Source organism: Ramlibacter tataouinensis, assembly GCF_001580455.1.
GTDB lineage: Bacteria > Pseudomonadota > Gammaproteobacteria > Burkholderiales > Burkholderiaceae_C > Ramlibacter > Ramlibacter tataouinensis_B.
The window spans coordinates 4,438,336-4,455,559 of sequence record NZ_CP010951.1; the positions used below are offsets into that span (position 1 = coordinate 4,438,336).

Below are 17,224 nucleotides of genomic sequence, written 5' to 3' on the forward strand. Positions count from 1 at the left end.
CATGTCGTACATCCTCGATGCGCTCCGAAAGGCCGACGCGCAACGCGAGCGGGACCCTGCGCGCGGCATTCATGCCCAGGCCTTCCCGGCCGCCGAGCTATCGCCCGCACGCCGCTTCACCGGCCGGCCGGCCTGGCTGGCCGGGGGTGCGGTGCTGGCGGCGCTGCTGCTGGCGGCGGGCTGGTTGGCCTGGCGCGGCGATCCGGTCCAGGGGACGCAGACCGCCGCCGTGAGCGAGCCGGCCCATGCGCCGGCGCCGGCTGCCGTGGCGCCTGTCGTCGGCGCCGGCGTCGTTCCCGCGGCGGCCATCCAGCCACCGCCCGCCATGCGCGAGGAGCCGCCCAGGACGCAACTGGCGCAGGTCAATCCTGAGCAGGGACGCACCGCGCGCGGGACGGCCGCCGGACCGACCGGCACGCCCCCCACGCCAACGCCCGCGCCCGCAGCCCCTGCTGCCGCCACGCCGCCTCCGCCGCCTGCCGCGCCGCCAGCACCGGCCCCGGCAGCGCCTGCGCCCCCGCCATTGCCGGCACCCGTTTCGCCCAACACCGCCGCGCCCGCTCCTGTCGCGCCTGCGCCGGCGGTCCCGCTGATTCAAGCCGCGCCGCAGCCGCCGGCGCCTCCTGCCCCGGCGAACACGCCGGCGCCCCCGACGGCGGGCCTGCCGGGCGACGCGCCGAAGATCGCCATCAGCGGCGGGGTGTACTCGACCAGCCCGGCGCAGCGCATGCTGATCGTCAACGGGCAGGTGTTCAACGAGGGCAGCGAGATCGCGCCCGGCGTGACAGTAGAGGAGATCAAGGCGCGGACTGTCGTGCTGAAATTCAAGGGCTCGCGCTACAACATCGCGTACTGAACTCGTCCGTTTTCCGGTGGTGCGCAACACACGTTGACGCAAACGCGTGAATTCATCACGGAGGCCTCTGGTCGAGTGGGTATCGGGCCACGAATTTAGTTACTGATCTTGCGTCCTTCGCCTTTCCTCTCGCGGAGGTCATCCGTAGCATCGCTTCTTCCTGTCAACGCTACTCAACAGAGGAAGTACCCAATGGCACTGCAATCCCCCTTCTTCAACAACAACAAGCGCGAAGAAAACGTGCGCGGCACGACGACCAGCCCGAACGCCGTCGCGGCCGCGGGCGGCAGCAACATCGTCGCCGCTACGGCAGCCCCTGTCGTGCCTGCCGCGAACACGGCGAAGGAAGGCGAGAGCAAGCTGACCGTCGGCCCCAATATCAAGCTCAAGGGTGTCGAGATCACCGACTGCGACACGCTCGTGGTTGAGGGTTATGTCGAGGCCACGATGGACTCGCGCGTGATCCAGATTTCCGAGCGCGGCGCGTTCAAGGGTTCCGCCGAGATCGACATCGCCGAGATCCACGGCCAGTTCGAAGGCAACCTGACGGTTCGCCAGAAGCTGGTGATCTACTCGACCGGCAAGGTCACCGGCACCGTGCGCTATGGCAAGCTGGTGGTCGAAGAGGGCGGCCAGCTCTCCGGCGAAATCGGTGCGAACGTCGCCCAGGCCGCCAACCGCGGGACGTCCGACAAGGGCCTGCGCGTCGCCAACGCGTAATCCCATTCACTGCAAGAAGTCGCTGCGCGACTTCGGCAAGTGATCAGCGGGGAGGTACCGGCATCGCCGGGCCTCCCCGATCTTTTTTGCTAGACCGCGATCTTGTGACGCGCGATGCAGGTGTCCAGCACCTCGTCGTGCGCGCGCTGCCACCAGTTGCCGGTAGAGAAGATCTCGACTTCGCTGTAGCCGGCGAAGCCCTGCGCCTCGACCCAGCCGCGGATGCACGGGATGTCAATGACGCCGTCGCCCATCATGCCGCGATCGTTGAGCAGGTCGGTGGTTGGCGTGAGCCAGTCGCACACGTGGAAGGCCAGCAGGCGCTCCTTGCCGGCGCGCTTGATTTGCTGCGAAAGCTTCGGGTCCCACCACACGTGGTACACGTCCACGGCGGCACCCAGGGCGCCGGTCCTGCCGGGGTCCAGCGCGTCGCAGATGTCCAGCGCCTGCTCCATCGTGTTGACGCAGGCGCGGTCGGCCGCGTACATGGGGTGCAGCGGCTCGATGGCCAGCGGCATCTTCGCCTGCCTGGCGTATTCCAGCAGCTCGGCGATGCCCTCGCTCACTTGGTGGCGCGCCAGCGCGATGTCCTTGTGCGCGGCCTTGCCCTGCAGGGCGCCGGGGAGGCCACCCACCACCAGTACCAGGCAGGACGCGTTCAGCTCGGCCGCTTCGTCCACCGCGCGGCGGTTGTCATCCCGCGCGGCCTTCAGGCCGGCCGCGTCGGCGGCCGGAAACATGCCACCTCGGCAATAGCCCGACAGCGCCAGGCCGTGCGTGCGCACCAGCCGGGAGACCTCGGCCAGACCGGCCGCCTGGACCTGGTCGCGCCAGGGCGAGATGGCGCGTATGCCGCGCCGCGCGCAGGCCTCGATGATGTCCGGCAGTGGCAGGTCCATGCCGCGGCTCTTGCGCACCGTCGCCGTGTTGATCGACAGCCAGCGGTGGTCTTGCGAGAAGTCCCTCATCAGCAGGCCTCCGACGGGCCGCCCCTAGGCAGGCCTGAGCCCCCTTGGGGGGCAGTGCAGCGGCGCAGCCGCAAACGTGGGGGCGTCATTCCTCAACCCCGTGAAGCGCGAGCAGCGTTTTCATGCGCTGCACGGCAAGTTCCGGCTGCTCCAGCAGGTTGGCCGCATCGGCCAGACGGAACAGCTCGGTGAAGTGCGGAAGGCTGCGCGTGCTTTGCTGGCCGCCCACCATGGTGAAGTGCGACTGGTGGCCATTGAGCCAGGCCATGAACACCACGCCCGTTTTGTAGAAGCGGGTGGGCGCCGCGAAGATGTGGCGCGACAGCGGCACGGTCGGGCCCAGGATGGCGTGGAAGCGCTCCAGGTTGCCTTGCGCCAACTCGCCCAGGGCCGCGCTGGCGGCGGGAGCAATCGCGTCGAAGATGCCCAGCAGCGCGTCGCTCTTGCCGTGCACCGCTTCCCGGCCCCAGCCGTCGCCGGCGATCAGCTCGGCGTAGTTGAAGTCGTCGCCGGTGTACATGCGTACGCCCGCGGGCAGGCGGCGGCGCATGGCGATTTCCTTGCCCTTGTCCAGCAGGGAGATCTTGATGCCGTCGACCTTGTCGGCATGGGCGGCGATGATGCCCAGCGCGGTGTCCATCGCTGCGTCGACATCCGCGGTGCCCCAGTAGCCGGCCAGGGCCGGGTCGAACATGTCGCCCAGCCAGTGCAGGACGACCGGCTGCTTCGCCTGCGACAGGATGCGGCCGTAGACCTTCTCGTAGTCGGCGGGACCCGTGGCCACGCGCGCCAGCGCGCGGCTGGCCATCACGATCAGCTTGCCCCCGAGCTTTTCGATGGCGGCCATCTGCTCTTCGTAGGCGCGGATCACGTCGTCCACGCCCTTCGCGGCCTCGGGAGCGAGGTGGTCGGTGCCGCAGCCGGAGGCGACCAGGGCGCCCGGCACGTCACGCGCGGCGTCCAGCGAGCGCCGGATCAGTTCCAGCGAGGTCGGCCAGTCCAGGCCCATGCCGCGCTGGGCGGTGTCCATGGCCTCGGCCACGCCCAGGCCCAGCGACCACAGGCGCCGGCGGTAGGCGATGGTGGCGTCCCAGTCGACCGCGGATGCGAGCCAGGGGTCGACGGCCGCGCGCGGGTCGGCAACGACGTGGGCAGCGGAGTAGGCGATGCGGTTGAACTTCACGCCGGCGGCCGGCTTGACCGGCGCGGCGCCGCGCAGCGCATAGGTCTCCAGTGCGCCCGCGGGAGTGGGCAGCTTCAGCGTCAGGGCCATGGCAGTCCTCAGATCTGGAGGGTCGGCACGTCGACGAAGCGGCGTTCCTTCCAGCTTTGCAGCGCGGCCTCGACCAGTTGCACGCCCTTGGCGCCTTCCGGCAGGGTCCACTTGTACGGGGCGTTCTCCACCACGTGGCGGATGAAGGCTTCCCATTGGATCTTGAAGCCGTTGTCGTAGAACTCTGTGTCCGGCACTTCCTGCCACTGGTCGAAGAAGTTCATCGGCTGCTTGACTTCCGGGTTCCACACCGGCCGCGGCGTGGCCACTCGGCTTTGCGCGCGGCACTCGGTCAGGCTCGCCACGGCGGAGCCGTGCGTGCCGTCGACATGGAAGGTCACCAGGTCGTCGCGGCGAACGCGGGTGGCCCAGGACATGTTCAGCTGCGCGATGATGGGCTCTCCGTCATGGCCCACCAGCTCGGCGATCGCGTAGGCCGCGTCGTCGGCCGTGGCCTGGTACTTGTTGCCCTGTTCGTCCCAGCGCTCGGGGATGTGGGTCGCGCCCAGGCAGGAGATGGATTTCACCTGGCCGAAGAGGTTGTCCAGCACGTAGCGCCAGTGGCACATCATGTCCAGGATCATGCCGCCGCCGTCCTCGGTGCGGTAGTTCCAGCTGGGGCGCTGGATCGGCTGCAGGTCGCCCTCGAACACCCAGTAGCCGAACTCCAGGCGCAGCGAGAGCATGCGGCCGAAGAAGCCGGAGCGGCGCAGCATGTCCAGCTTGCGCAGGCCCGGCAGGAACAGCTTGTCCTGCACCGCGCCGTGCTTCATGCCCGACTTCTCGGCGAGCTTGGCGATCTCCACCGCCTCGCCGAGCGTGGTGGCGATCGGCTTCTCGCAGTACACGTGCTTGCGGGCGCGCAGCGCCTTGGCCAGCAGCTTGGGGCGCATTTGCGTGGTGCCGGCGTCGAAGAACACCGTGTCGTCCGAATTGGCGAGCGCGGCGTCCAGGTCGGTGCCCCAGCGTGCGATGCCATGGGCCTTGGCCAGCGCCTCGATCTTCTCGGCATTGCGGCCGATCAGGATCGGGTCGGGCATGACCTTGTCGCCGTTCGACAGGGTGACGCCGCCCTGGCTGCGGATGGCGACGATGGAGCGGATCAGGTGCTGGTTCATGCCCATGCGTCCGGTGACGCCGTGCATGATGATTCCAAGTCGTTGAGTAGCCATGGAAAACCTTTCAAGGAGCCGGCCCGCAAGGGCCGGCTTTTCTGTTGTTTACTTGTGCACCTCGAGGCCGGCGGCCTTGACCAGTGCGGCGTTGCTCTTGATCTCGTCGCGGATGTAGGCGTCGAACTGCTCAGGCTTGAGCGTCCAGGCGTCGGCGCCCAGGGCGGCGAAGCGCTCCTTGACCTCGGGTGTGTTCAGCGCCTTGATCACCTCGGCGTTCAGGCGGTCGACGACTTCCCTGGGCGTCTTGGCCGGGGCCATCATGCCGATCCAGAAGTTGAATTCCGAGCCCGGCACGCCGGCCTCGGCCGTGGTGGGCACCTCGGGCAGGGCGGCCGCGCGCTTGGGCGAGCCGACGGCCAGCGCCAGCAGCTGGCCGTTCTTGATCTGGCCGATGACCGGCGCGATGGGCGAGAAGTAGTAGTCCACGCGGCCGGCCATGACTTCGGTGACGGCTTCGGCCGAGCCCTTGAAGGGGATGTTCTGGGTGTCGATCTTGGCGGCCAGCTTGAACTTCTCGGCGTTCAGGTGGGTGGCGCTGCCCTGGCCGGCGGAGGCGAAGTTCATGCTGCCGGGTTTGGCGTGGGCGGCGGCCAGCAGGTCCTTCAGGCTCTTGATGTTCTTGGACGGCGAGATCACCAGCACGTTGGGCGTGGAGGAGATCGGGGTGATGCCGACGAAGTCCTTTTCGGTGTCGAACGGCAGCTTGGCGAAGGTGTGCGGGCTGACCGTGTGCGAGGAGGAGTGGATCATGATCGTATAGCCGTCTGGCGTGGCGCTCGCGACCTGGGCCTGGCCGATGGTGCCGCTGGCGCCGGCCTTGTTCTCGATGACCAGCGTCTGGCCCAGGCTCTGGCTCATCTTGTCGCCGATGGCGCGGGCGATGATGTCCGTGGTGCTGCCGGCGGCGAAGGGCACGATCACGCGGATCGGCTTGTTCGGGTAGCCGTTCTGGGCGGAGGCTGCGAACGGAGCGGCCAGTGCGAGGCCGGCGATGGCGGCAGCGAGGGCGCGGCGGGTGAACGTCATGACTTGTCTCCTGGGGTTTGTGGGTTGTGGAAGGGAGTCTTGTTAATTCACTGAATGGTGAATTATAGGCAAGGCATCGGCTGGTGCAAGCCCCTGCGGCCGAGGCGGAAAATCAGCTTCTCAGCAGGTAGCCGAGGATCACGTCCGTCATGTGCGACAGCCGCTCGCTGCGCGCCTTGGGCGTCATCAGGTCGCGGCCGAAGATCGCCGACAGCGTGTGGGTGTTGGACAGGTAGAAGTACGACAGGCCGGCGATCGACACATACAGCTGCACCGGGTCCACGCCGCCGCGGAACACGCCGTCCCGGCGGCCCCGTTCCAGCACCGCCGCCAGCGTGTCGATCAGCGGCGAGTTCAGCTCGCGGGCCCGCTGGGAACCTTGCAGGTGGCGCGCCCTGTGCAGGTTGGCGCTGTTCAGCAGGGTCATGAACTCGGGATGCGCCAGGTAGTAGTCCCAGGTGAACTCGATCAGGCGCCGCACCGCGGTGGCCGGATCGAGGTCCAGCAGGTGCAGCTGCGCCTCCTCCGCGCGGATGTCGCGGTAGGCCTGCTCCAGCACCGCCTGGAACAGCTTCTCCTTGTCCTCGAAGTAGTAGTAGATCAGGCGCTTGTTCAGGCCCGCGCGTTCGGCGATGCGGTCCATGCGCGCGCCGCCGAGGCCGGACTCGGCAAATTCGTCGCGGGCCGCTGCTAGGATGGTGCTCTGGGAGCGGTCGGCATCGCGCACGCGCTCTTCCGTGGCGGGACTGGGGTCTCGAGGCATGGCGCAATAATTCACTTGTTGGTTAATTAAGTCAAGCACATGGCAGAAGACACGCAGCAACTTGCAGGCCACCTGATCGTCGAATGTCTGATCGCCCAGGGCGTCGCCCGCGCTTTCGGTGTTCCCGGCGAAAGCTTCCTCGCCGTGCTCGACGGGTTCCACGAGTATCGCGACAGCATCCAGTTCATCGTCAACCGGCAGGAAGGCGGTGCGGCCTTCATGGCGGAGGCGGTCGGCAAGCTCACCAACCGCCCCGGCGTGTGCTTCGTCACCCGCGCCCCGGGCGCGACCAACGCTTCGATCGGGGTGCACACGGCTTTCCAGGACTCGACGCCCATGGTCCTGTTCGTGGGCGACGTCGCTGTCGAGCAGCGCGACCGCGAAGCCTTCCAGGAGCTCGACTTCCAGAGTTTCTTCGGCCCCAGTACCAAGGGCATGGCCAAGCGGGTGGAGCGCATCGACGATCCAGAGCGCATCCCCGAGTACATCGCCCGCGCGTTCGCCACCGCGATGAACGGCCGGCCGGGGCCGGTCGTGCTGGTGCTGCCCGAGGACATGCTGGTGCGCCCCACGCGCGCGCGGCCGCTGCCGCGTGTCGAGCCCGTCGCCGCATGGGCCGACCCGGGCGCGATGGTCAGGTTGCGCGGGATGCTGCTGCAGTCCAGCCGTCCCTTCGTGATCGCGGGCGGCGGCGGCTGGACGCCGCAGGCGGCGCAGGCCCTGCAGCGCTTCGCCGAGAAGTGGCAGTTGCCCGTGGGCAATGCCTTCCGCTTCCAGGACACCTTCGACAACCACCACCCGCTGTACGCGGGTGACGTCGGCATCGGCATCAACCCAAAGCTGGCCGCGCGTATCAAGGAAAGCGACCTGGTGATCGCGGTCGGTCCCCGGCTGGGAGAGATGACCACCAGCGGCTACACGCTGCTGGACGTGCCCAGGCCGCGCCAGAAGCTGGTTCACATCCACGCCAGTGCCGAGGAGCTGAACCGCGTCTACCAAGCCGACCTGGCGATGCTGGCGACGATGAATGCGGCGGCGTTTTCGCTTGATGCGATGGAGCCGCCTGGGCAGGTCGCGTGGACCGCGTGGAGCGAATCCGCGCGCGCGGACTATGAGGCCAACCTGCAGCCGCAGGCGCTGCCGCACCTTCCGGGCGACAGCGAGCGCGGGCTGGCCGACATGCCGGCCATCGTCGGCGTACTGAAGAAGCACCTGCCGGCCGACGCAGTGCTCACCAACGGGGCCGGCAATTTCGCGAGCTGGGTGCACCGCTACTTCAGGCACCACGGGCTCGCCAAGGGCCTGAAGACGCAGTTGGCGCCGACGGTCGGCGCCATGGGGTATGGAGTGCCGGCGGGCATTGCCGCCAGCCTGGAAAGCGGGCGCCTGGCGCTGGTCATGGCGGGCGATGGCGATTTCCTCATGAACGGGCAGGAACTCGCGACCGCGGCGCAGTACGGCGCCAAGTGCATCGTCGTGCTGCTCAACAACGGCATGTACGGCACCATCCGAATGCACCAGGAGCGCGAGTTTCCGGCGCACGTGAGCGGCTCGCAGCTGGCCAACCCCGACTTCGCCGCGCTCGCGCGTGCCTACGGTTTCGCGGGCGTGCGCATCGCGCGCACCGAGCAGTTCGAGCCCGAGCTCCTTGCCGCGCTCGAGCGCCCGCAGGGCACGCTGATCGAGATCACGCTCGACCCCGAGGCGATCACGACCCGCGGCACGCTGAGCGGCATTCGAAGCGCCGCGCAGAAGCGCTGACGCGCAAAAGAAAAAAGGCCGGTTCATCCGGCCGCAAAAGAAAAAGGCCGGTCGAGCCGGCCTTTTGAAAGTGCAGTTGCCTTCTTACTTGACGTGCTTGCCGATCAGGCCAGCCATCTCGAACATCGAGACCTGGGCCTTGCCGAAGATCTCCTTCAGCTTGGCGTCGGCATTGACCATGCGCTTGTTGACGCTGTCCTGCAGCTTGTTCTTCTTGATGTAGGCCCAGAGCTTGCTCACCACTTCCGTGCGGGGCAGGGGAGAAGCGCCGACCACGGCAGCCAGTTGCGGGCTGGGCGTGAGGGCCTTCATGAACGCCGCGTTCGGGGTGCGCTTCTTCGCGGGGGCCTTGGCCTTGGCGGCCTTCTTCGCGGGAGCGGCCTTCTTGGCCGGCGCCGCCTTCTTCGCAACAGCCTTCTTGGCCGGTGCGGCCTTCTTCGCCGGGGCCTTCTTCGCCGCCGCCTTCTTGGCCGGAGCAGCCTTCTTCGCGGGGGCCTTTTTCGCGGGCGCCTTCTTCGCAGCTTTCTTTGCAGTTGCCATGATTGATTTCCTTCTAGAAGTTGATTGACCACCAGTGGGAACCATGAGCCCCTCCGGCACTGCGATGCTACTGGGAAAAAAATGCGTTTCCAAGGGGGAAATGGCCATTTTCCAGGGGGCGTGTCGTTTTTTTCACTCGCAGATCAGGGCCTGTTTCCCTCTGGAGAACGGGAAATCGCCGGCTGCACGACGCTGACGGTGGTCCCCTTCGCACCAGGTTCTGCTCCCCGAGAGCGGGCTCCTGGGCCCGGCGCAGGCGATGAGCCTGCGGCGCGTGAGCGTCCTGCCGCAGCGCAAAGAGCTCGGCGGGGGGGCGAGGGCTCAATAGGCGGTGCGAACCGGCGCCGTGGCGAGCACCACGCCGGCCAGCGCCAGGGCGAATGCGACGAGCTGCAGGCCGCCCAGGGGCTCGCCCAGGACGAGCACCCCGACGAGCGCAGCCGAGACCGGCAGCATCACCGTGAAGACGCCGCCCTGGGAGGCGGGCACCCATCGCAGCCCGGTCATCCACAACCAGACCGTCCAGACGCTCGCCGCCAGGGAGTAGAAGACCAGCAGCGACCAGGTGCCGGTCCGCACCTGGGCGAAGTCGAACTGCAGCGCCTGGTACAGGCCCAGTGGCGTCATCAGCACGAAGCCCCAGAGGTTGATCAGCGAGGTGATGCGCCGCGCCCCCAGCGCGCCGGTGAGCTTCTTGCCGATCACCGCGTAGGCGGCTTCGCACAGCACCGCGCCGAACACCAGCGCATTCCCGAGCCAGCGGTCCGGCGCATTTGCGGCGCCCTCGGGCCGGGTCAGTCCGAGCAGGGCGATGCCGCCGGCGGCGCAGCCCACGGCGGCCCAGACGCGCCCGCTCACGCGCTCGCGCAGGAAGGCCCAGCTCATGAGCGCCACCACCGCGGGAATCGAGGCCATGATCACGCCGGCCGAGACCGCGCTGGTCATGCTCACGCCGAACAGCATGAAGATCGAGAACAGGAAGTTGCCCAGGAAGGACTCGAGGAAGACGAGCCGCCGCGTCTGCGGCGTCATCGGCGGTTCATTGGCCGGCTTGCGCAGCCAGTGCAGCATGGCCGCGCCACCGATGCCGAAACGCAGCCAGGCGAGCAGGAACACGGGGATCGCCGCCACCAGCGGCTTCGACAGCGCAACGTAGCTGCCCACCAGGGACATGCTCGTGGCCAGGCTGGCGTAGGCCAGGAAACGGCGGCTGCGCGGGTTCATCCAAAATGGCGGTTCTTCATTGGCGAGGGATCATGCCTGAAGCCCGACATGTCTTCGTGTACGGCACGCTGCGCCGCGGCGGCCGCAACGACATCAACCGGCTGACGCCCGCACCGCGCTATGTCGGGATGGGCGAGGTCAAGGGGTGCCTGTACCACCTCGACTGGTATCCGGGGCTCGCCCTCGGCGGCGAGCAGCCGGTCACCGTGGTCGGCGAGGTCTACGAGGTGAGCCCGCAACTCGAGGCGGTGCTCGACGAGATCGAGGCGATCGTTCCGGGTCCGGACAGCGAGTACTTCAAGCGTGAGCTTCCGGTCGACGTGGGCGGCCGGCCCATTGCATGCCTGGTCTATGAGATCAACCCGGCACGGGTCGCAGGCAAGCGCAGGATCGAACACGGCGACTGGGTCCTTTTTTCATCAGGCGAGAAAAACATTTCTTGATGTGAAACAGGGGAATGCTGCGTCGCGTCAGTTTTTCTCGATATGAGAAACTGATTCCCGCATTGAGAAAATATGTGAGTAAGTTATTGATTTTCAAAAGCAAAAATTGTTGTCTTGTATAAGACACAAGACGAGCATGAGGTCTTGTAGAAGACTTAGAGTTCACTCACGGCCAAGAACTGCTGGCCACCCATCCGGCAACTACCTTCGAAAGTGAACTCATGACATCCTGGACTCACCTCACCCGCGAACAGCAGATCGCCCAACTCGAAAAGGACTGGGCCGAGAACCCCCGCTGGAAGGGCATCAAGCGCGGCTACAGCGCCGCCGATGTCGTCAAGCTGCGCGGTTCGCTGCAGATCGATCACACGCTGGCCAAGCGCGGTGCCGACAAGCTGTGGAACCTGCTGAATACCGAGCCCTTCGTCAACACGCTGGGCGCGCTGACCGGCAACCAGGCCATGCAGCAGGTCAAGGCCGGCCTCAAGGGCATCTACCTGTCGGGCTGGCAGGTCGCCGGTGACGCCAACAGCAACGGCGAGATGTACCCCGACCAGTCCCTGTACTCGGTGGACTCGGTGCCGAAGGTCGTCAAGAAGATCAACGCCACCTTCGCCCGCGCCGACCAGATCCAGTGGAGCGAAGGCAAGGGCCCCGGCGACGAGGGCTACATCGACTACTTCGCCCCCATCGTGGCTGACGCCGAGGCCGGCTTCGGCGGCGTGCTGAACGCCTTCGAACTGATGAAGGCCATGATCGAAGCGGGCGCCGCCGGCGTGCACTTCGAGGACCAGCTGGCCTCCGTGAAGAAGTGCGGTCACATGGGCGGCAAGGTGCTGGTGCCCACCCGCGAGGCCTGCGCCAAGCTGATCGCCGCGCGCCTGGCCGCCGACGTGATGGGCACGCCCACCATCCTGCTGGCCCGCACGGACGCCGAAGCCGCCGACCTGGTGACCAGCGACGTGGACGACACCGACAAGCCCTTCCTGACCGGCGAGCGCACCGTGGAAGGCTTCTACCGCACCAACAAGGGCCTGGACCAGGCCATCAGCCGCGGCCTGGCCTATGCCGAGTACGCCGACCTGATCTGGTGCGAAACCGGCACGCCCGACCTGGCCTTCGCCAAGGCTTTCGCCGACGCTATCCACGCCAAGTTCCCCGGCAAGCTGCTGGCCTACAACTGCTCGCCGTCCTTCAACTGGAAGAAGAACCTGGACGACGTGACGATCGCCAAGTTCCAGAAGGAACTGGGCGCGATGGGCTACAAGTTCCAGTTCATCACCCTGGCCGGCTTCCACAGCCTGAACTACTCGATGTTCAACCTGGCCTACGGCTATGCCCGCAACAACATGACGGCATTCGTCGAACTGCAGCAGGCCGAGTTCGCCGCCGCCGACCGCGGCTTCACCGCAGTGAAGCACCAGCGCGAAGTGGGCACCGGTTACTTCGACGCCGTGACCACGACCATCGAGGCGAACGCCTCGACGGCCGCCCTCAAGGGCTCGACCGAGGACGAGCAGTTCTTCGACCGCAAGCACGCCTGACCCGGTTTGGGGTGTGAATCGGGGCTCCTTCGGGAGCCCTTTTTTTTGGCTTGGGATACCGCTAGAGTCAGGCTCCGTTACAAATGACGAGGGGGCGGCCATGACCGACGCGAACGACAGGACCGGGGTGTTCGACGCCCGCGAGCTCAGCCAGCAGCGCTGCCCGCAATGCGAGGGCACCGGCGAGTTGCGCTTCAACAGCGAGAACATCAACGAGAACTTCGAGGTGGAGAAGCAGACCGTGATCACCGAGTGCCCGCAGTGCCAGGGGCGTGGCCTGGTTGCGGCGGGGTAGAATCGGGCCTTCTTTGATTCACAAGGGCGAGAAAGGCACATCGGTTATGACACCGCGAACTATCCCGGAGGGATTTGCTGGCCGCTAGCGGCCTGGTCGCGTGTACCGAACGGGTTCTCATGCCCCATGACAAAAGCGCGGCTTCAGACCGCGCTTTTTGTTTTTATGCCTTCGAGTTTCGAAAATGATCCAAGTCACTCTTCCTGATGGTTCCAAGCGCGAGTTCCCCGGCCCGGTCACGGTCGCCGAGGTGGCCGCCTCGATCGGCCCCGGCCTGGCCAAGGCGGCGATCGCCGGCAAGATCGACGGCAAGGTGGTCGATACCGCCTTCAGGATCGAGCACGACAGCCCCCTGGCCATCGTCACCGCCAAGGACGCCGAAGGCCTGGAAGTCATCCGCCACTCCACGGCCCACCTGCTGGCCTACGCCGTGAAGGAGCTGTTTCCCGAGGCGCAGGTCACCATCGGCCCGGTGATCGACAACGGCTTCTACTACGACTTCTCGTACAAGCGGCCCTTCACGCCGGAGGACCTGGTCGCCATCGAAAAGCGGATGGCCGAACTCGCGGCCAAGGACGAACCGGTCACCCGGCGGGTGCTGCCGCGCGACGAGGCGGTGCAGTACTTCAAGGGCCTGGGCGAGAACTACAAGGCCGAGATCATCGCCAGCATCCCCTCCAACGAGGACGTCTCGCTGTACCGCGAGGGCGGCTTCGAGGACCTGTGCCGCGGCCCGCACGTCCCGAGCACCGGCAAGCTCAGGCATTTCAAGCTGATGAAGGTGGCCGGCGCCTACTGGCGTGGCGATCACCGCAACGAGATGCTGCAGCGGGTGTACGGCACGGCCTGGGCCAGCAAGGAAGACTTGCAGCAGTACCTCACGATGCTGGAGGAGGCGGAAAAGCGCGACCACCGCAGGCTCGGCCGCGAGCTCGACCTGTTTCATATCGACGACGTCGCACCGGGCGTGGTCTTCTGGCACCCCAAGGGCTGGTCGACCTGGCAGGTGGTGGAGCAGTACATGCGCCAGGTCTACCGCGACACCGGCTACCAGGAGGTGAAGGGCCCGCAGATCCTCGACCGGAGCCTGTGGGAGAAGACCGGCCACTGGCAGAACTACCGTGAAAACATGTTCACGACCGAGTCGGAGAAGCGCGACTACGCGCTCAAGCCGATGAACTGCCCGGGCCACGTGCTGATCTTCAAGTCGCAGCTTCGCAGCTACCGCGACCTGCCGCTGCGTTACGGCGAGTTCGGCCAGTGCCACCGCAACGAGCCTTCCGGCGCGCTGCACGGGATCATGCGGGTGCGCGGATTCACGCAGGACGACGGGCATGCCTTCGTCACGGAGGACCAGATCCTCGCCGAGTGCGTGGCCTACACGTCCAAGCTGCAGGAGGTCTACAAGGACTTCGGCTTCACGAACATCCTCTACAAGGTGGCGACCCGGCCCGAGAACCGCGTCGGCTCGGACCAGCTGTGGGACAAGGCCGAACACGCTGTCATGGAAGCGCTGCGCCGCTCCGGGGTGGAGTTCGAGATTTCGCCCGGCGACGGCGCCTTCTACGGCCCCAAGATCGAGTACACGCTCAAGGACGCCATCGGGCGCCAGTGGCAGTGCGGCACGATGCAGGTCGATTTCAACACCGCCGAGCGCCTGGGCGCGGAGTACGTGACGGAGACCAGCGGCCGCGCCCACCCCGTGATGCTCCACCGGGCCATCGTGGGAAGTCTTGAGCGTTTCATCGGCATGCTCATCGAGCACCACGCCGGCGCCTTGCCTGCGTGGCTGGCGCCGGTGCAGGTCGCCGTGCTCAATATCACGGATTCACAGGCCGACTACGCCCGGGAAGTGGTCAAAACGCTGCAAAATCAAGGGCTTAGGGCAGAGCTTGATCTGCGCAACGAGAAAATCACGTATAAAATACGGGAGCATTCGATGCAAAAGCTGCCCTACATCCTCGTCGTGGGCGACAAGGAGAAGGCAGCTGGTGCCGTCGCGGTGCGCGCCCGGGGCAATCAGGACCTCGGCGTGATGCCTCTCGATGCGTTCTGCGAACGCATCGCCCGAGACATCCGGGACAAAAGCTGATTTTCAAGGAATGACGCTCTTGCCGGCGCGTACAGCGGCGGTTTCGCTATGTTTGTAATAGCACTTGTTCGAGAAGGAATAGACCATCGCTACTGATTTTCGTGACCGTCGCCAGCGCGAAGAGCGCAAGCACCGCCTGAACCGGGAGATCATGGCCCCGGAAGTCCGCCTGAGCGGACCCAACAACGAGCCGCTGGGCATCGTCAGCCTGCAGGAAGCCCTGCGCATGGCCGGCGAGCTGGACGTGGACCTGGTCGAAATTGCGGCCACCGCCAATCCGCCGGTCTGCCGGCTGATGGACTACGGCAAGTTCAAGTACCAGGAGCAGAAAAAGGCGGCCGAAGCGAAAGCGAAGCAGACGGTCATCGAGATCAAGGAAGTCAAGTTCCGGCCGGGCACCGATGACGGTGACTACAACATCAAGATGCGCAACATCAGGCGCTTCCTGGCCGAAGGCGACAAGTGCAAGATCACGCTGCGCTTCCGCGGCCGCGAGATCACGCACCAGGAGCTGGGAATGGCGCTTCTGAACCGCATTCGCGACGAGCTGGCCGACCTGATCGTCGTGGAGCAGTTCCCCAAGCTCGAAGGCCGGCAGATGATCATGATGATCGCGCCGGGCAAGAAGAAGGTGGCGGCGCCCAAGGCGACGCCGGCCGAAGCCCCGCAGGCGGCATCGGCGTAAGGTCAAGGCCTCGAAAGAGGCGTTGAAGGGCGGGTCGGAAACGGCCCGCCGACTAAAAGTGGCTCGGGGCCATCAAGACGCGGAGGATTCCGCGGCGCCTCACGAGCACAATTGAGAGAAAGTGGAGCATTCACATGCCCAAGATGAAGACCAAGAGCAGCGCGAAGAAGCGCTTCCGCGTGCGTCCCGGCGGCACCGTCAAGCGCGGCCAGGCATTCAAGCGCCACATCCTGACCAAGAAGACCACCAAGAACAAGCGCCACCTGCGCGGGCCGGTGGGCGTGCACGAGACCAACATGGGCCACATGGCGGCAATGCTGCCGTTCGCCGGCCTGTAAACCACGGACAAGGAGAAATCACATGCCTCGCGTCAAACGTGGTGTAACGGCTCGCGCCCGTCACAAGAAGGTTCTCGCCCTCGCCAAGGGCTTCCGCGGTCGCCGCGGCAACGTCTTCCGCATCGCCAAGGAAGCGGTGATGAAGGCGGGCCAGTACGCGTACCGTGACCGCCGCAACAAGAAGCGCGTGTTCCGCCAGCTGTGGATCGCGCGTATCAACGCTGCCGCCCGCGAGTGCGGCCTGACCTACAGCCAGTTCGCCAACGGCATCCGCAAGGCCGGCATCGAGATCGACCGCAAGGTGCTGGCGGACATCGCCGTGCACGACAAAGCCGCTTTTGCCGGCATCGTGGAGCAAGTCAAGGCCAGGCTGGCTGCTTGAGTCACGATGGCGCTGCCTTGAGGCAGCGTCCGGTGCAACCAGGACAGGGGCCAGGCTTGCAAGAGCTGGCCCCTTTCCATTTTTCGAAGCCTATGTCCAACGATCTGGAATCCATCGTCGCCGGCGCGCGCGAGGCCTTCGGCAAGGCGGCCACGCCGGCCGACCTCGAGAACGCCAAGGCGCAGTTCCTCGGCAAGTCGGGCCGCATCACCGAGTTGATGAAGGGCCTGGGGGCGCTCGCGGTCGAGGAGAAGAAGACCCGCGGCGCGGCCATCAACCTGGCCAAGCAGGCGATCGAGGCGGCCCTGACGGAGCGCCGGCACGCGCTGGCGGATGCCGAGCTCGAGGTGCAGCTGCGCGCCGAAGCCCTGGACGTGTCGCTGCCGGGCCGCATGCGCGAGCCGGGCGGCCTCCACCCGGTGAGCCTGACGATGGAGCGCATCGAGCAGATCTTCGCCAGCATGGGCTTCGACGTGGCCGACGGCCCCGAGCTGGAAAGCGACTGGCACAGCTTCACTTCGCTGAACAACCCGCCCAACCACCCGGCGCGCTCCATGCAGGACACGTTCTACGTGGACATCAAGGGCGACGACGGCATCCCGTACAACCTGCGGCCGCACACCAGTCCGATGCAGGTGCGCTACGCACACGCCCACATCAAGAAGTACGCCGGCAAGAAAATGCCGGAGATCCGCGTCATTGCACCCGGCCGTACGTACCGGGTGGACAGCGACGCCACGCACTCGCCCATGTTCCACCAGTGTGAAGGCCTGTGGCTGGGCGAGAACGTGAGCTTCAAGGACCTGAAGGTGGTGTTCACCGATTTCTGCCGGACCTTCTTCGAGAGCGACGACCTGGCGCTGCGCTTCCGCCCGAGCTTCTTCCCGTTCACCGAGCCCAGCGCCGAGATCGACATCCAGTTCCAGAGCGGCCCGCTGGCCGGCCGCTGGCTGGAGGTCGCCGGTTCGGGCCAGGTGCACCCGTCCGTGGTGAGGAACATGGGGCTGGATCCCGAGAAATACATCGGCTTCGCCTTCGGCATGGGGCCGGACCGCCTGACCATGCTGCGCTATGGCGTGAACGACCTGCGCCTGTTCTTCGATGGCGACATCCGTTTCCTGCGCCAGTTCCGCTGACAC

Annotated in this window: 18 protein-coding genes; 11 read left to right on the forward strand and 7 right to left on the reverse strand. The window is 66.3% G+C overall.

Features of this window, described 5'->3' with window-relative positions; genetic code table 11:
• Position 1 precedes the first annotated feature (1 nt).
• Together UC35_RS20640 and UC35_RS20645 are read left to right on the forward strand one after the other, a co-directional pair.
• Positions 2 to 856, forward strand: a complete 855-nt coding sequence (locus UC35_RS20640; protein WP_061503042.1) for a general secretion pathway protein GspB — start codon at positions 2 to 4, stop codon at positions 854 to 856.
• A 192-nt stretch (positions 857 to 1,048) separates the two neighbouring features.
• Entirely contained in the window at positions 1,049 to 1,576 is a 528-nt protein-coding gene (locus UC35_RS20645; RefSeq protein ID WP_061503045.1) for a bactofilin family protein, read from the forward strand.
• Positions 1,577 to 1,665: 89 nt separating this feature from the next.
• Here the strand turns inward: UC35_RS20645 and UC35_RS20650 are convergent, their stop codons facing one another.
• The 5 genes from UC35_RS20650 to UC35_RS20670 form a co-directional block, all read right to left on the reverse strand.
• On the reverse strand, positions 1,666 to 2,544 hold the full coding sequence (locus tag UC35_RS20650; RefSeq protein WP_061503047.1) for a sugar phosphate isomerase/epimerase family protein: 879 nt from the start codon (positions 2,542 to 2,544) through the stop codon (positions 1,666 to 1,668).
• 85 nt (positions 2,545 to 2,629) lie between these two features.
• Entirely contained in the window at positions 2,630 to 3,817 is a 1,188-nt protein-coding gene (locus UC35_RS20655; protein WP_061503049.1) for a dihydrodipicolinate synthase family protein, read from the reverse strand.
• A gap of 8 nt (positions 3,818 to 3,825) precedes the next feature.
• Entirely contained in the window at positions 3,826 to 4,989 is a 1,164-nt protein-coding gene (locus tag UC35_RS20660) for a Gfo/Idh/MocA family protein (protein WP_061503051.1), read from the reverse strand.
• Positions 4,990 to 5,037: 48 nt separating this feature from the next.
• Positions 5,038 to 6,018, reverse strand: coding sequence for a tripartite tricarboxylate transporter substrate binding protein (locus UC35_RS20665; protein ID WP_082793416.1), 981 nt, complete (start codon positions 6,016 to 6,018; stop codon positions 5,038 to 5,040).
• 112 nt (positions 6,019 to 6,130) lie between these two features.
• Positions 6,131 to 6,781, reverse strand: a complete 651-nt coding sequence (locus UC35_RS20670; RefSeq protein ID WP_061503053.1) for a TetR/AcrR family transcriptional regulator — start codon at positions 6,779 to 6,781, stop codon at positions 6,131 to 6,133.
• A gap of 39 nt (positions 6,782 to 6,820) precedes the next feature.
• Here UC35_RS20670 and UC35_RS20675 point away from each other — a divergent pair, with 39 nt between their 5' ends.
• Complete coding sequence (locus UC35_RS20675; RefSeq protein ID WP_061503055.1) at positions 6,821 to 8,542, forward strand: thiamine pyrophosphate-binding protein; 1,722 nt, start codon at positions 6,821 to 6,823, stop codon at positions 8,540 to 8,542.
• An 84-nt stretch (positions 8,543 to 8,626) separates the two neighbouring features.
• On the opposite strand, the gene UC35_RS20680 is transcribed toward UC35_RS20675, so the two are convergent.
• The gene (locus tag UC35_RS20680; RefSeq protein WP_061503057.1) at positions 8,627 to 9,082 is read right to left on the reverse strand and encodes an SWIB/MDM2 domain-containing protein; all 456 of its coding nucleotides are present in this window, start codon (positions 9,080 to 9,082) and stop codon (positions 8,627 to 8,629) included.
• A gap of 321 nt (positions 9,083 to 9,403) precedes the next feature.
• Positions 9,404 to 10,306 (reverse strand): DMT family transporter, encoded by a 903-nt coding sequence (locus tag UC35_RS20685; RefSeq protein WP_061503058.1) that lies wholly within the window; start codon positions 10,304 to 10,306, stop codon positions 9,404 to 9,406.
• A gap of 32 nt (positions 10,307 to 10,338) precedes the next feature.
• Here UC35_RS20685 and UC35_RS20690 point away from each other — a divergent pair, with 32 nt between their 5' ends.
• From UC35_RS20690 to pheS, 8 genes are all read left to right on the forward strand, one after another.
• Complete coding sequence (locus tag UC35_RS20690) at positions 10,339 to 10,749, forward strand: gamma-glutamylcyclotransferase (RefSeq protein WP_061503060.1); 411 nt, start codon at positions 10,339 to 10,341, stop codon at positions 10,747 to 10,749.
• A 221-nt stretch (positions 10,750 to 10,970) separates the two neighbouring features.
• Positions 10,971 to 12,293, forward strand: a complete 1,323-nt coding sequence (aceA, locus tag UC35_RS20695) for an isocitrate lyase (protein WP_061503062.1) — start codon at positions 10,971 to 10,973, stop codon at positions 12,291 to 12,293.
• 100 nt (positions 12,294 to 12,393) lie between these two features.
• Complete coding sequence (locus tag UC35_RS20700) at positions 12,394 to 12,588, forward strand: hypothetical protein (protein ID WP_061503064.1); 195 nt, start codon at positions 12,394 to 12,396, stop codon at positions 12,586 to 12,588.
• A gap of 184 nt (positions 12,589 to 12,772) precedes the next feature.
• The gene (gene thrS / locus UC35_RS20705; protein ID WP_061503066.1) at positions 12,773 to 14,680 is read left to right on the forward strand and encodes a threonine--tRNA ligase; all 1,908 of its coding nucleotides are present in this window, start codon (positions 12,773 to 12,775) and stop codon (positions 14,678 to 14,680) included.
• An 85-nt stretch (positions 14,681 to 14,765) separates the two neighbouring features.
• Complete coding sequence (gene infC / locus UC35_RS20710; RefSeq protein WP_082793417.1) at positions 14,766 to 15,365, forward strand: translation initiation factor IF-3; 600 nt, start codon at positions 14,766 to 14,768, stop codon at positions 15,363 to 15,365.
• A gap of 134 nt (positions 15,366 to 15,499) precedes the next feature.
• Positions 15,500 to 15,703 (forward strand): 50S ribosomal protein L35, encoded by a 204-nt coding sequence (gene rpmI / locus UC35_RS20715; RefSeq protein ID WP_061503071.1) that lies wholly within the window; start codon positions 15,500 to 15,502, stop codon positions 15,701 to 15,703.
• A 22-nt stretch (positions 15,704 to 15,725) separates the two neighbouring features.
• On the forward strand, positions 15,726 to 16,085 hold the full coding sequence (rplT, locus tag UC35_RS20720) for a 50S ribosomal protein L20 (protein ID WP_061503073.1): 360 nt from the start codon (positions 15,726 to 15,728) through the stop codon (positions 16,083 to 16,085).
• A 92-nt stretch (positions 16,086 to 16,177) separates the two neighbouring features.
• The gene (gene pheS / locus UC35_RS20725; protein ID WP_061503075.1) at positions 16,178 to 17,221 is read left to right on the forward strand and encodes a phenylalanine--tRNA ligase subunit alpha; all 1,044 of its coding nucleotides are present in this window, start codon (positions 16,178 to 16,180) and stop codon (positions 17,219 to 17,221) included.
• Positions 17,222 to 17,224 lie beyond the last annotated feature (3 nt).